Origin of the sequence: Cupriavidus sp. U2 (assembly GCF_009663685.2) — a bacterium.
Taxonomy (GTDB): domain Bacteria; phylum Pseudomonadota; class Gammaproteobacteria; order Burkholderiales; family Burkholderiaceae; genus Cupriavidus; species Cupriavidus necator_C.
Genome location: NZ_RCOG02000032.1, coordinates 389,942 through 402,785 on the forward strand (window position 1 = coordinate 389,942; position 12,844 = coordinate 402,785).

The 12,844-nt window shown below is 65.6% G+C and carries 12 protein-coding genes and 1 tRNA gene; 5 read left to right on the forward strand and 8 right to left on the reverse strand.

Going from position 1 to position 12,844, the window contains the following annotated elements; translation table 11 throughout:
- Positions 1–11 precede the first annotated feature (11 nt).
- Positions 12–677 (forward strand): response regulator, encoded by a 666-nt coding sequence (locus D9X30_RS26005; RefSeq protein WP_153945261.1) that lies wholly within the window; start codon positions 12–14, stop codon positions 675–677.
- Positions 678–695: 18 nt separating this feature from the next.
- Here the strand turns inward: D9X30_RS26005 and rpiA are convergent, their stop codons facing one another.
- A complete protein-coding gene (rpiA, locus tag D9X30_RS26010; RefSeq protein ID WP_153945262.1) occupies positions 696–1,382 on the reverse strand; it encodes a ribose-5-phosphate isomerase RpiA in 687 nt (228 codons plus the stop codon).
- 191 nt (positions 1,383–1,573) lie between these two features.
- On the opposite strand from rpiA, the gene tal reads away from it, so the two are divergent.
- Positions 1,574–2,530, forward strand: a complete 957-nt coding sequence (gene tal / locus D9X30_RS26015) for a transaldolase (protein WP_153945263.1) — start codon at positions 1,574–1,576, stop codon at positions 2,528–2,530.
- Between the two features lie 105 nt (positions 2,531–2,635).
- Here tal and D9X30_RS26020 read toward each other — a convergent pair whose 3' ends face one another.
- The 3 genes from D9X30_RS26020 to rnr are packed head-to-tail and all read right to left on the reverse strand — an operon-like array spanning position 2,636 to position 6,785.
- On the reverse strand, positions 2,636–3,379 hold the full coding sequence (locus D9X30_RS26020; protein ID WP_153945264.1) for an SIR2 family NAD-dependent protein deacylase: 744 nt from the start codon (positions 3,377–3,379) through the stop codon (positions 2,636–2,638).
- Between the two features lies 1 nt (position 3,380).
- Positions 3,381–4,118: a 23S rRNA (guanosine(2251)-2'-O)-methyltransferase RlmB gene (rlmB, locus tag D9X30_RS26025; protein ID WP_092594522.1), complete on the reverse strand. Its 738-nt coding sequence runs from the start codon at positions 4,116–4,118 to the stop codon at positions 3,381–3,383.
- Positions 4,119–4,163: 45 nt separating this feature from the next.
- Positions 4,164–6,785 (reverse strand): ribonuclease R, encoded by a 2,622-nt coding sequence (gene rnr / locus D9X30_RS26030; RefSeq protein ID WP_153945265.1) that lies wholly within the window; start codon positions 6,783–6,785, stop codon positions 4,164–4,166.
- Between the two features lie 69 nt (positions 6,786–6,854).
- Here rnr and D9X30_RS26035 point away from each other — a divergent pair.
- From D9X30_RS26035 to D9X30_RS26045, 3 genes are all read left to right on the forward strand, one after another.
- Positions 6,855–6,941, forward strand: a tRNA-Leu gene (locus D9X30_RS26035).
- A gap of 291 nt (positions 6,942–7,232) precedes the next feature.
- Positions 7,233–7,667, forward strand: coding sequence for an Rrf2 family transcriptional regulator (locus D9X30_RS26040; RefSeq protein WP_153945266.1), 435 nt, complete (start codon positions 7,233–7,235; stop codon positions 7,665–7,667).
- Between the two features lie 63 nt (positions 7,668–7,730).
- Positions 7,731–8,342, forward strand: coding sequence for an NAD(P)-dependent oxidoreductase (locus tag D9X30_RS26045; RefSeq protein WP_153945267.1), 612 nt, complete (start codon positions 7,731–7,733; stop codon positions 8,340–8,342).
- A 60-nt stretch (positions 8,343–8,402) separates the two neighbouring features.
- Here the strand turns inward: D9X30_RS26045 and D9X30_RS26050 are convergent, their stop codons facing one another.
- From D9X30_RS26050 to hflC, 4 genes are all read right to left on the reverse strand, one after another.
- The gene (locus D9X30_RS26050; RefSeq protein ID WP_153945268.1) at positions 8,403–8,972 is read right to left on the reverse strand and encodes a phosphoribosyltransferase; all 570 of its coding nucleotides are present in this window, start codon (positions 8,970–8,972) and stop codon (positions 8,403–8,405) included.
- Between the two features lie 134 nt (positions 8,973–9,106).
- Entirely contained in the window at positions 9,107–10,450 is a 1,344-nt protein-coding gene (locus tag D9X30_RS26055; protein WP_153945269.1) for an adenylosuccinate synthase, read from the reverse strand.
- A gap of 189 nt (positions 10,451–10,639) precedes the next feature.
- Complete coding sequence (locus D9X30_RS26060) at positions 10,640–11,791, reverse strand: ATP phosphoribosyltransferase regulatory subunit (RefSeq protein WP_153945270.1); 1,152 nt, start codon at positions 11,789–11,791, stop codon at positions 10,640–10,642.
- A gap of 141 nt (positions 11,792–11,932) precedes the next feature.
- Entirely contained in the window at positions 11,933–12,838 is a 906-nt protein-coding gene (gene hflC, locus D9X30_RS26065) for a protease modulator HflC (RefSeq protein WP_153945271.1), read from the reverse strand.
- Between the last annotated feature and the right edge of the window lie 6 nt (positions 12,839–12,844).

A 12,844-nucleotide genomic window follows, 5' to 3' on the forward strand; every position in this document is an offset into this window, starting at 1 on the left:
GGCCCATCATCATGACCATCCGCATCCTGTTGATCGACGACCATACGCTGTTCCGCTCGGGCATTCGCGCCCTGCTGCAGCGGCAAGCGGATTTCGAGATCGTCGACGAAGCCGCCGACGGTGTGGAGGGCATCAAGCGCGCCAAGCAGCATCGGCCCGACGTGATTCTGCTGGATCTGAACATGCCCGGGCTGTCCGGGCTCGAAGCCCTGCATCTGCTGGTGGAAGACCTGCCCGACAGCGCCGTGGTCGTACTGACCGTGTCGGAAGAGGCGGACGAGCTGGCAACCGCCCTGCGCAGCGGCGCGCGCGGCTATCTGCTCAAGAACATCGAGACCGAAGCCCTGACCAGCGCCATCCGGCGGGCGGCGGCCGGCGAACCGGTGATCTCGGAAGGCATGACGGCGAAGCTGGTGCAGCAGTTTCGCGCGCCGAACATCGCGTCCGGCGCGGCACGCGGCCATGAGGGTAGCCAGCGGAGCGCCCCGCTCACCGTGCGCGAGCGAGACATCGTGCAGGGACTGGTACGCGGCGAAAGCAACAAGGAAATCGCGCGCGAGCTTGGCGTGGCGGAAAGCACCGTGAAGATTCACGTGCAGAACATCCTGAAGAAGCTCAACCTCGCCAGCCGCGTGCAGGTGGCGGTCTACGCCGTCGAGCATGGGCTCGCGGGCTGACCGCCGGCGCGACCCGGCTCAGTAGTCGGTGCGCTGCACGCCCTGCTCGGTGCCCAGCAGCAGCACGTTGGCGCCGCGCAGCGCGAACAGGCCCACCGTCACCACGCCGGGCAGATGGTTGATGCGCTGCTCCAGGGCTTTGGGGTCGTCGATCTTCAGGCCGGCCACATCGAGGATCACATTGCCGTTGTCGGTCTTGTAGATGCCACCTTCCTTGGTCATGCGCAGGCGCGGATGGCCCCCGAGCGCGGCCAGCTGGCGGGCGACCGCGGCGCGTGCCATCGGGATCACCTCGACCGGCAGCGGGAAGGTGCCCATGACCGGCACCAGCTTGCTGCCATCGGCGATGCAGACGAAGCGCTCGGCCACCGACGCCACGATCTTCTCGCGCGTCAGCGCGCCGCCACCGCCCTTGATCATCGCGCCCGAGGCGTCGATCTCGTCGGCGCCGTCAACATAGACGGGGATGGTGTCAACCTCGTTGAGGTCCAGCACGGTGAAGCCATGCTGCTGCAGACGGCGCGTGGACGCTTCCGAGCTGGAAACGGCGCCGCTGAAGCGTTCCTTGAACGCCGCGACGGCGTCGATGAAGAGATTGGCGGTGGAGCCCGTGCCCACGCCGAGAACGGCACCTTGGGGCACTTCCTGCTTCACATAGTCGGCGGCGGCTTGCGCGACCTGCGCCTTGAGTTCATCCTGAGTCATGACAACAGCCAGAATTGCGTTGGGAAGGGCGTAGTGTAGCGGATCGCAGCCCCCGCCCGGCGATTGCCGCCCTGGGACCGCCCCCGGGTTGCCTCTGCGGGCCACATCACCTTGCCGCATCACTCCGCGCCGTTACAATGGCCCATTCCCGGCGACCTCCGCCCCAGACTTCTTTCAGACGGAACCAGATCATGAACGCGCTCGAACAACTGAAGCAGTTCACCACGGTAGTGGCCGATACCGGCGACTTCCAGCTGATGAAGCAGTACACGCCGCAGGACGCGACCACCAATCCGTCGCTGATCCTCAAGGCCGTGCAGAAGCCAGAGTACCGGCCGCTGCTGGAGCAGGCCACGCGCGACCATCACGGCAGCGCGGGCGTCGAGGCTGTCATGGACCAGTTGCTGATCGCCTTCGGCTGCGAGATCCTGGCCATCGTGCCGGGCCGGGTATCGACCGAAGTCGACGCGCGCCTGTCGTTCGACACGCAGGCCACCGTCGACAAGGCGCGGCACCTGATCGGCCTGTACGAGCAGCGCGGCGTGGCCCGCGAGCGCGTGCTGATCAAGATCGCCTCGACCTGGGAAGGCATCCAGGCCGCCGCCGTCCTGCAGCGCGAGGGCATCCGCTGCAACATGACGCTGCTGTTCTCGCTGGTACAGGCCGTGGCCTGCGCCGAAGCCGGCGCGCAACTGATCTCGCCGTTCGTCGGGCGCATTCTTGACTGGTACAAGAAGCAGGCGGGCGACAAGTGGGACGCCGACGCCAACGCGGGCGACAACGACCCCGGCGTGCGCTCGGTGCGCCAGATCTACGATTACTACAAGAAGTTCGGCTATGACACCGAGGTGATGGGTGCCAGCTTCCGCGGCACGGGCCAGATCCTGGCATTGGCGGGCTCCGACCTGCTGACCATCAGCCCGGAACTGCTCGAACAGCTGGCGGGCAGCCAGGCCCCGGTGGAGCGCAAGCTGTCGGTCGAGCAGGCCCAGGCCGGCAACATCGCACGCATCGCCGCCGACGAGCCAGCGTTCCGCTGGCAGCTGAACGAGGACGCGATGGCCACCGAGAAGTTGTCGGAAGGCATCCGCCTGTTCGCGGCGGACGCGGTGAAGCTCGAAAAGCTCGTGGCGGAACTGGCGGGCTGAGCGCGCCCGCCTTCCAGACTCGCCTGCCCCGCCTGCCAAGCCTGCATTGGCGGGCAAGGCGAGCACCGGGATCACCGGGATCACCGGAATAAGGCGGTCAGGCGGTCAGGCCGCGCCTTGCGGCCAGAGCATTGGCAGACACTGCCCTGCCGGCGCGGACAGCACCAGGTCTGCCGTGGCATCCAGGGCCGACGGTTGCGGATTGACCATCAGCACCCGGGCCCCGTGTTCCTTCGCCAGGCCCGGCAGCGCGGCCGCCGGATAAACCATTCCCGAGGTGCCGACGACCAGGCAGAGGTCGCAGTTCTGCGCCGCGTGATCGGCGCGAAAGCGCGCCACGCGCGGCAGATCCTCGCCAAACCACACCACGCCGGGGCGCATCATCGCCCCGCACAGCGCGCAATGCGGCGGCTCGCCCGCCACCGGCGGCACCGTGTCGCAGCGGCCGCAGCCGTCCAGCCATTTGTTGGCGAACAGGTTGCCGTGCAATTCCACCACGTGTTCGCTGCCAGCCTGCTGATGCAGGCCGTCGATATTCTGCGTGACCAGCGTCAACGATTTCTGTCCGGCCAGCGCCGCCAGCGCGTAGTGGGCGGGATTCGGCCGGGCGGCCGACACCAGTTCGCGCCGGTGCTCGTACCACTGCCACACCAGCGCCGGCTGGCGCCGAAAGGCTTCCTCCGTCGCCAGCTCCTCGGGATCGAAGCGCGCCCAGAGCCCGGTCAGGGCATCGCGGAAGGTCGGCACGCCGGATTCCGCCGAGATGCCCGCGCCGGTCAGCACGAAGATGTTTTGCGCGGCGTCGATCCACTGGCGTGCCTGCTCGAGCGCGGCGGCATCGACGATCATGTCAGCCCCGGCGCTGGCGCACGGCCTCGTACAGGCACACGCCGCTGGCTACCGAAACATTGAGGCTTTCCACGCCGCCGGCCATCGGAATGGCCACCAGTTCGTCGCAGGTTTCGCGCGTCAGGCGGCGCATGCCCTCGCCTTCGGCCCCCATCACGATGGCGGTCGGGCCCTTCAGGTCCATGTCGTAGAGCGACTTGTCCGTGCCGTCTGCCGTGCCGATCACCCAGATGCCACGCTCCTGCAGTTCGCGCAGCGTGCGCGCCAGGTTGGTCACGGTGATATAGGGAATGGTTTCGGCGGCGCCACTGGCCACCTTCGCCACGGTGGTATTGAGACCGACGCTGCGGTCCTTCGGCGCGATGACCGCATGGGCACCGGCACCATCGGCCACGCGCAGGCATGCGCCGAGGTTGTGCGGATCGGTCACGCCGTCCAGCACCAGCAGCAGCGGCGTACCTTCGATGCCGTCCAGCAGTTCGTCGAGATTGAGGGCGAGCGAGACATCCTCGGCGCGCGCCACCACGCCCTGGTGGCGGTCGGTGCCGGCCATGCCGCGCAGGCGGTCGGCATCCACCGGATGCAGCGTCACGCCAAGGCCTTCCGCCAGCCGGACGAAGTCCAGCATGCGGCGGTCCTTGCGGTTCGCTTCGATGTAGATGTCGGAAACGCTCTGCGCATTCTGGCGCAGGCGTGCGTTGACGGCGTGAAAGCCGATCAGGAGTTTGTGTTTGGCCATGGCGCGCATTGTACCCGCCATGGCCTCACCACAACGCCGATTTGCTTACCGCTTGCGCGCGGCGCGGCTCGTTTTGCCGGCTGGCTTCGGCGCCCGCTTGGCCGCGGACTTCTTGGCCGTTTGCAGGTGCGGCGGCTTGGGCTTGGCGGCCCGCTTGGCCGGCTTGCCCGCCGGCGCCTTGCGGCCCGAATGCGGCGCATGTCCGACATTCGCCTCACGCGGCTTGACCGGCGTGATCACGGCTTCGAACACAGGCTGCTCTTCGATCACGCGGTCCAGCGTTTCGTCGAACGATTCCTCGGGCTTCGAGGTCCCGCCGAGCAAGGCCGCCAGTTGCCGGCCCTTCTTGCGCGCCGGCACCGCATGGGCGGCAGGCACGCGCGGCTGCTCGGGGACGCCGGCACGTCCGCGCAGCGTCTTGGCCGACGGTTCCTGCACCAGGCGGAAATCGATCTTGCGCGCATCGAGGTCCACGCGCGAGACCTGCACGCGCACGCGATCGGTCAGCCGGTAGCGGATGCCAGTCCGTTCGCCGCGCAGTTCGTTGCGGGCCTCGTCGTACTGGAAGTAGTCGCTGCCCAGCTCGGTGACGTGCACCAGCCCTTCCACGTAGAGCTCGTCGAGCTGCACGAAGATGCCGAACGACGTGACCGCGCTGATCGTCCCAGCGAAATCGCTGCCGAGCTTGTCGCGCATGAAATAGCACTTCAGCCAGGCTTCCACGTCGCGCGAGGCCTCGTCGGCGCGGCGTTCGTTGGCCGAGCAGTGCAGGCCCAGTTCATCCCAGATGCCCTCGTCGCGCTTGGCGCGGGCTGCGGCGTTCTCGGCACGCTTCTCGGCGTCGGCGGCCTGCATGCGGCGCGCCTTGGGCGAGATCTGCGTGTTCAGCTCGGTGCCCGGGATAAAGGCCGGCCGGTACTTGGTATGCGCCAGGATGGCCTTGATCGAGCGATGCACGAGCAGATCGGGATAGCGCCGGATCGGGCTCGTGAAGTGCGCGTAGGCCTCGTAGGCCAGACCGAAGTGGCCGATGTTGTCGGGGCTGTAGACGGCCTGCTGCATCGAGCGCAGCAACATCGTCTGCAGCATCGGCGCATCGGGACGCGACTTGATCTTGTCCATCACCTCGGCGTAATCCGAAGCCTGCGGCTTGTCGCCGCCGCCCAGGGACAGACCCGCCGTCCTCAGGAATTCACGCAGGTTCTTGAGCTTCTCCTCGCTCGGGCCCGCGTGGATCCGGTACAGCGCCGGGTGCTTGAAGCGTTCGAGGAAGTCGGCCGCGCAGACGTTGGCCGTCAGCATGCATTCCTCGATCAGCCGGTGCGCATCGTTGCGGGTGCGCGGCAGGATCTGTTCGATCTTGCCCTGCGCGTTGCAGACGATATACGTCTCGGTCGTGTCGAAGTCGATCGCCCCGCGCTCGCGGCGCGCCTTGAGCAGGACCTGGAACAGTTCGTAGAGGTTCTGCAGGTGCGGCACCAGCCCGGCACGCTTGTGCGCCTCGGGGCCCTTGGTGTTCGACAGGACGGCCCAGACCTCGTTATAGGTCAGCCGCGCCGCCGAGTGCATCACGGCCGGATAGAACTGGTAGCCCTTCAGCTCGCCCTTGGCCGTGATCACGGCATCGCAGACCATGCACAGGCGGTCGACGTTCGGATTCAGCGAGCACAGGCCGTTGGACAGCTTTTCCGGCAGCATCGGGATCACCCGGCGCGGGAAGTACACCGACGTGGCGCGGTCGAGCGCATCGGCGTCCAGCGGCGTGCCGGGGCGCACGTAGTGCGACACGTCGGCAATGGCCACGATCAGGCGCCAGCCCTTGGCGCGGCCGATCTTGACCGGCTCGCAGTAGACGGCATCGTCAAAGTCGCGCGCATCTTCGCCGTCGATCGTCACCAGCGGCACGTCGCGCAGGTCGATGCGATGGTCGAGGTCGGCCTGGCGCACTTCGTCAGGCAGCGCCTGCGCTTCCTTGGCGGCAGCCGCTGAGAACTCGTGCGGCACGCCGTACTTGCGCACGGCGATCTCGATTTCCATGCCAGGATCGTCGATGTCGCCCAGCACTTCCACCACGCGGCCCACGGGCTGCACGTAGCGGTCCGGCCACTCCATCAGCTCGACGCTGACCACCTGGCCCACGCGCGCCTTGCCTTGCGACTTGGGCGGGATCAGGATGTCCTGGCCGATGCGCTTGTCTTCGGGCGCCACCACCAGCACGCCGTTTTCGGACAGCAGACGGCCGATCACGAAACGGTTGGCGCGCTCGACGATCTCGACGATCTGCCCTTCCGGACGTCCGCGGCGGTCGTAGCCCACCACGCGCACCTGGGCACGGTCGTTGTGCATCGCCTTCTGCAGTTCGCGCTCGGGCAGGAAGATATCGTCCTCGCCATCGTCGCGAATCAGGAAGCCAAAGCCATCGCGATGGCCCTGTACGCGGCCGACGACGAAATTCGGCTGATGGGCCAGCTCGTAGCGGCCCTTGCGGTTCAGTTCGATCTGGCCGTCGCGTTCCATCGCGGCAAGCCGTTTCTGAAAGCCGTCATGCTCCTTGCGCGTGACGGCCAGGGCCTTGGCGATATCGCCGGCCGACAGGGGCGACCCCGAAGTTCTCAGTACGCCGAGGATTTCTTCCCGGCTGGGGATCGGATAGTTGTTCTGATTCAATTTTTCTCGAAACTATTTGACAAACGTTTGACGGTCGCTATAATGGCCGCTTCGGTTGTTTCGACACCTGCCCAGGTGGCGGAATTGGTAGACGCACTAGGTTCAGGTCCTAGCGGTGGCAACACTGTGGAGGTTCGAGTCCTCTCCTGGGCACCAAGATTCAGCAAGGAACCCGCAACGTGAGTTGCGGGTTTTTTGTTTTCTGCTGCTGAATCCTTCAAATTCCCTCCCTCTTGCCTCGTTAGCCTTGTTGGCCGTGTTGCCGCGTCCATGGCTCTTTTCTGACTTTGAGCCGTGGATGAGTGTATCAGTTTCAGTGCCGATTCCGGCATTATCTCGCCATCTTCGCAACTTCCATCGCGAAAAATACAGCAGCCCCGCCAATCAACTGCGTTGTTGACGGTTGGCCGATCTGTAACTATGATGGTTTCACATCGAGATTTCCGCATGAGCACCAGCAGCCGGTTTGCCGTCGCCGTCCACATTCTCACCCTGCTGGCGCAAGCCGAGGGGCCGGTGCCGTCGTCGATGATCGCCGGCAGCGTGGGTACCAACCCCGCGCTGATCCGCCGGATGATTGGCACGCTGACCGAAGCCGGGTTCGTGACCACGACGATGGGCAGCACCGGCGGTGCAATGCTGGCGCGGCCCGCGTCGGACATCACCCTGCTCGACGTCTTCCGCGCCACCGAGACGACGGCGCTGATCACGCTGCACCAGAGCGCGCCAAATCCGGCCTGCATGGTGGGCCGCGAGATCACCGGCGCCCTGCAGACCGTGGCCGATCGCGCGCAGGCCGCCATGGATGCATCGCTCGCGGAAATCACGATTGCCAGCATGCTCAACGAGGTCGAGCATGCTGCCCGGCGCCGCAGGCGCTGATTTTTTTACCTCGATATGTAACCAAAGTGGTTTCACATAAACCTTAGCCTGAAGGAATCCATCATGAAGATCGCCATCATTGGCGCCACGGGTAACGTGGGCAGCCGCTTGACCGATGAAGCCCTGCGCCGTGGCCACACCGTGACCGCCGTGGCCCGCCAGGCGTCGAAACTCCCCGCCCGGGAAGGCGTGACGGCACGTGACGTGGACGTGGCCGAGACATCGGACCTGGCCCATGCGCTGCGCGGCAGCGATGTCGTGATCAGCACGGTGCGCTTCCTGCAGACCAGCGCTGCGCAGATCGTGGCCGCGGTCAAGGCCGCTGGCGTCGAGCGGCTGCTGGTGGTAGGCGGCGCAGGCAGCCTTTTCGTGGCGCCCGGCGTGCAACTCGTCGATACGCCAAATTTCCCCGACGCCTACAAGGCCGAGGCTTTGGCGGGCCGCGACTTCCTCAATGCCCTGCGTGGCGAAACGGCACTGGCGTGGACCTTCCTCTCGCCCTCGGCGCTGTTCACGCCGGGTGAGCGAACCGGGAAATTCCGTCTGGGGAACGACGATCTGCTTACCGCCGCCGACGGCAAGAGCTGGATCTCGATGGAAGACTATGCCATCGCCATGCTCGACGAAATCGAGCAGCCGAAGCATGTGCGGGAACGGTTCACGGTCGGGTACTGATCGCCGACCCGTGATGGACGCCCCACACCCGCGTGCGGGTGTGGGGAACAAACGATACGCTTACGCGGCGCTATCGTCTTCCAGCAGGCTGGCGCGCTTGCCGCGCTTGAGCCAGGCAGCCAGATTGTGCGGGCGCAGCGTGTCGTATTCCTCGAACGGCTGATGGATCCACGGATTCGACGGCAGGAACGTCACGTGATAGTCGGGCTCCACCTTCGAGCAGGCCTTGTACCAGAGCACGGCCGAGCGCACGTCGGTGACCGCGGGATAGCGCTCCTTCAGATGACGGCCCACGCGTTCCAGCGTGACGCCGGAATCGACCAGGTCATCCACGAGCAGGATCTTGCCCGACAGCTCGCCACGGGTCATCGTGATGTATTGCGCGATGTCCAGGTCGCCTTGCTGCGTGCCAGCGGCTTCGCGGTACGAACTCGTGGCCAGGATGGCCAGCGGCACATCGAAAATGCGGGACATCTGGTCGCCCACGCGCAGGCCGCCACGGGCCAGGCACAGGATCTTGTCGAACTTCCAGCCCGACTCATGCACATTCAGCGCCAGGCGTGCGACCAGGCGGTGATACTCATCCCAGGAGACCCACAGGTTCTCCTCGTCATTGGTTGGCAGGTTCATGGCGTATTTTCTTCAATTGGCCGGATCATTGGCCAGTGGATAAAGCATCGGCCCGCATGTCGCGGGCCGAATGGCTTTTGTGAGGCCGCGACGCTCATGGCGCCACGGTCATGCTCACGGATACTGCCGTCGCGTCAGGCGACCTGGTACGGATGGCGCAGCAGGATCGTCTCGTCGCGGTCCGGACCGGTCGAGATCATGTCGATCGGAATGCCCACCACTTCCTCGACGCGCTTCAGGTACACGCGCGCCTGTTCCGGCAGCGCGTCCCAGGTCTTCACGCCGAAGGTCGACTCGTTCCAGCCAGGGTATTCCTCGTAGATCGGCTTGCAGTTCGCCACGGCGTCCGAGCCGCGCGGCAGGATGTCCACCTGCTTGCCGTCGAGCTCATAGCCCACGCACAGGTTGATCGTTTCCAGACCGTCGAGCACGTCGAGCTTGGTCATGCACAGCCCCGACACGCCATTGATCTGCACCGACCGCTTCAGCGCGGCGGCATCGAGCCAGCCCGTGCGGCGCGGACGGCCGGTCACCGAGCCGAATTCCTTGCCGACGTTGGCCAGGCGCACACCCACGGCGTCCTGACGGGTCGGGTTGTCGTTGTCATACAGTTCGCTCGGGAACGGACCTGCACCCACGCGCGTGCAATAAGCCTTGGTGATGCCCAGGATGTAGTTCAGACGGCCCGGGCCCACGCCGGCACCGGCGGCGGCCGCACCGGCCACGCAGTTGCTCGACGTCACAAAGGGGTACGTGCCGTGGTCGACGTCCAGCAGCGTGCCTTGCGCACCTTCGAACATCAGGTTGCCGCCGGCCGCGTTCACCGCGTACAACTCGGCCGACACATCGGCCACCATCGGCTTCAGACGCGGGGCGTAGGCCAGCATCTCGTCCAGGATCTGCTGGTAGTCCACCGCTTCGGCGCCCAGGTACTGGGTCAGCATGAAGTTGTGGAATTCGACGTTCTCGCGCAGACGCTCGGCGAAATGCTTCGGGTCGAACAGGTCCTGCACGCGCAGCGCGCGGCGCGCCACCTTGTCTTCGTAGGCCGGGCCGATGCCGCGACCGGTCGTGCCGATCTTGGCTGCGCCACGGCGAGCCTCGCGCGCCTTGTCGATGGCAACGTGGTACGGCAGGATCAGCGTGGTGGCTTCAGAGATGCGCAGGCGGTTCTGCACCTGCAGGCCAGCGCCTTCGAGCTCTTCGATTTCACGGAACAGCGCCTCGGGAGACAGCACCACACCGTTGCCGATATAGCAGACGGTGCTTTCGCGCATGATCCCCGACGGGATCAGTCGCAGAATGGTCTTCTTGCCGCCGATGATGAGCGTGTGGCCAGCGTTGTGGCCGCCCTGGAACCGCACCACGCCTTTTGCATGATCGGTAAGCCAATCGACGATTTTCCCTTTGCCTTCGTCACCCCACTGGGTTCCGATCACGACGACATTGCGTCCCTGGCCTACTGCGGATGCGGACATGTTGAATTGGTCAGAAGGTTAAAAACGTATTCTACTCTCGTTGTTCGACGGTTCCGGGTTTTCACGAGTCCGCGTCACAGACGTTTGCCATCCATTCCGGGCGATCATAGGCCACCACGGGCAGCAAACGTCATTTGAGAGCAGGTGGAAAAGCGCCGGCACGAAACGGCCGGCACCCAAATCAGCGAATCAACGCGGCACTACGACCCACGCATCGCCCTGGCGCTGCAGCTGGCGGTCGCAGTTGAACTCGTCAAGCTCGTGCGTATGACCCGGCAGCGACTGGATCACGATCTCGCCGGCCGCACGCAGCGTGGCAATGGTGGCGCGCAGGGCGGGATCGGCGTCCCACGGGGCAAAAATGGCCAGCGCACGGACTTCCACCGGCGACAGGGCCGCCACCTCGCGCAGATCGAGCGAGAAGCCGGTCGCGGGTCGTGCACGCCCGAACGCCTCACCCACCTTGTCGTAGCGGCCGCCGCGCGCCACGTAGTTCGGCAGTCCCGACACATAGGCGGTGAACATCACGCCACTGTGATAGTGGTAACCGCGCAAATCCGACAGGTCGATGTTCACGCTGGCACCCCGCACGTGACCGGCCAATGCGGCCAGTTCGTCGAGCGCGCGCCCGATGGCGGGGCTGGCCGGCAGCGTAGTACGCGCCCGTTCGATCACTTCCACGCCGCCATACAGCGTCGGCAGCGCCAGCAGCGCCTTGCGCTCGGTCTCGGGCAGCCCTTCGGTCAGCTCGCGCAGGGCCGGCACATCCTTGGTTTCGAGTGCCGCAAACAGTGCATCTTCGATGTTGCGCACCGACGGCAGCGCCGACAGCAATGCCTCGAGAATGCCCGCGTGGCACAGATCCAGCCGGATATCGGCCAGACCGGCAGCCTGCAACGCGGCCAGCATCAGTTCCTGAATTTCGACGTCGGCTTCCAGGCCGGCATGGCCGTAGATCTCGGCGCCGATCTGGATCGGCTCGCGCGTGGCGTGGAAACCTGCCGGGCGCGCATGCAGCACGTTGCCGGCGTAGCACAGGCGCGTCACGCCCGGGCGGTTCAGCAGGTGCGCGTCGATACGTGCCACCTGCGGCGTAATGTCGGCACGCAGCCCCATCGTACGGCCCGACAACTGGTCCACCAGTTTCAGCGTACGCAGGTCGAGGTCATGGCCGGTACCCGTCAGCAGCGACTCCAGGTACTCAAGCATCGGGGGCATGACCAGCTCGTAGCCATAGGTGCGGAACAAGTCCAGCATGCGGCGACGCAGTTCTTCGATCTTGCGTGCCTCCGACGGCAGGACGTCGGCAATGTTTTCGGGCAGGAGCCAGCGGTTGGACATGGGGGTCTCTTCTATCAAAATCCGGGCCGGCGGAGCGCAAGCCCCTCCAGCCGGACAAAACCCCGGCGGACCGGGGTTCTGTCGAATGTTGCGTTTCAGGGCCCCCGCTTGCAGCAGGATGCCCGGTGCGCGCCGTGCGCGCTACTTCTTGCCGCCGCTGCCGGAAGCCGGCGCCGCGTTGCCGCCCGCCGACCGCATGTAGCGGAAGAAGTCCGAATTCGGCTCCAGCACCATCACGTTACCCTTGTCGCGGAACGTGTTGCGGTAGGCTTCCATGCTGCGCCAGAACTGCGCGAAGTTCGGGTCCTTGCCGAAGGCATCGGCGTAGAGCTGCGACGCCTTGGCATCGCCCTCGCCCTTGACAATCTGGGCGTCACGATACGCCTCGGCCAGCACCACCTCGCGCTGACGGTCGGCATCGGCACGGATTTTCTCACCTTCGGCGGCGCCCGTCGAACGCAGTTCATTGGCCACGCGCTTGCGCTCGGCTTCCATGCGACGATAGACCGACTCGCTGATCGCGGGCAGCAGGTCCACGCGCTTCAGGCGCACATCGAGGATTTCGACACCCACGGACTGCGCATACTCGGCCATGCCCAGGCGGATATTCTGCATGACCTTGTCACGCTCGCCCGCCACCACGTCGGCCACGGTGCGCTTGCCGAACTCCTCGCGCGCCACGGCGTCGATACGCTGTGTCATGCGGTCCTGGGCGCCGCGGACGTTGCCCGCGAATGCCACGAAGAACTTCCGGGGATCGGTAATTCGCCATTTGACGAACCAGTCCACCACCATCGACTTCTTCTCGGCGGTCAGGAAACGCTCGCTGGCCGCCACGTCGATCGTCTGCAGGCGGCGGTCCATGAAGACCACGTTCTGCAGCGGCGGCGGCAGCTTGAAATGCAGGCCGGGCTCGCGCACCACCTGCTTGATCTCGCCGAAGGCAAAGACCACGGCATATTGACGCTGATCGACCACGAACAGCATCGACGACACGACAGCCAGCAGGATAAACAGGCCGATGGCGAAGGAAATCAGTCGGTTCATGACGGG

What these genes read in the sequence shown, in the direction of transcription:
- D9X30_RS26005 (WP_153945261.1), top strand. Translation starts at nt 12, where the DNA reads ATGACCATCCGCATCCTGTTGATCGACGACCATACGCTGTTCCGCTCG.
- hflC (WP_153945271.1), bottom strand. Translation starts at nt 12,838, where the DNA reads ATGAACCGACTGATTTCCTTCGCCATCGGCCTGTTTATCCTGCTGGCT.
- D9X30_RS26060 (WP_153945270.1), bottom strand. Translation starts at nt 11,791, where the DNA reads ATGTCCAACCGCTGGCTCCTGCCCGAAAACATTGCCGACGTCCTGCCG.
- D9X30_RS26055 (WP_153945269.1), bottom strand. Translation starts at nt 10,450, where the DNA reads ATGTCCGCATCCGCAGTAGGCCAGGGACGCAATGTCGTCGTGATCGGA.
- D9X30_RS26020 (WP_153945264.1), bottom strand. Translation starts at nt 3,379, where the DNA reads ATGATCGTCGATGCCGCCGCGCTCGAGCAGGCACGCCAGTGGATCGAC.
- rpiA (WP_153945262.1), bottom strand. Translation starts at nt 1,382, where the DNA reads ATGACTCAGGATGAACTCAAGGCGCAGGTCGCGCAAGCCGCCGCCGAC.
- D9X30_RS26040 (WP_153945266.1), top strand. Translation starts at nt 7,233, where the DNA reads ATGAGCACCAGCAGCCGGTTTGCCGTCGCCGTCCACATTCTCACCCTG.
- tal (WP_153945263.1), top strand. Translation starts at nt 1,574, where the DNA reads ATGAACGCGCTCGAACAACTGAAGCAGTTCACCACGGTAGTGGCCGAT.
- D9X30_RS26050 (WP_153945268.1), bottom strand. Translation starts at nt 8,972, where the DNA reads ATGAACCTGCCAACCAATGACGAGGAGAACCTGTGGGTCTCCTGGGAT.
- rlmB (WP_092594522.1), bottom strand. Translation starts at nt 4,118, where the DNA reads ATGGCCAAACACAAACTCCTGATCGGCTTTCACGCCGTCAACGCACGC.
- D9X30_RS26045 (WP_153945267.1), top strand. Translation starts at nt 7,731, where the DNA reads ATGAAGATCGCCATCATTGGCGCCACGGGTAACGTGGGCAGCCGCTTG.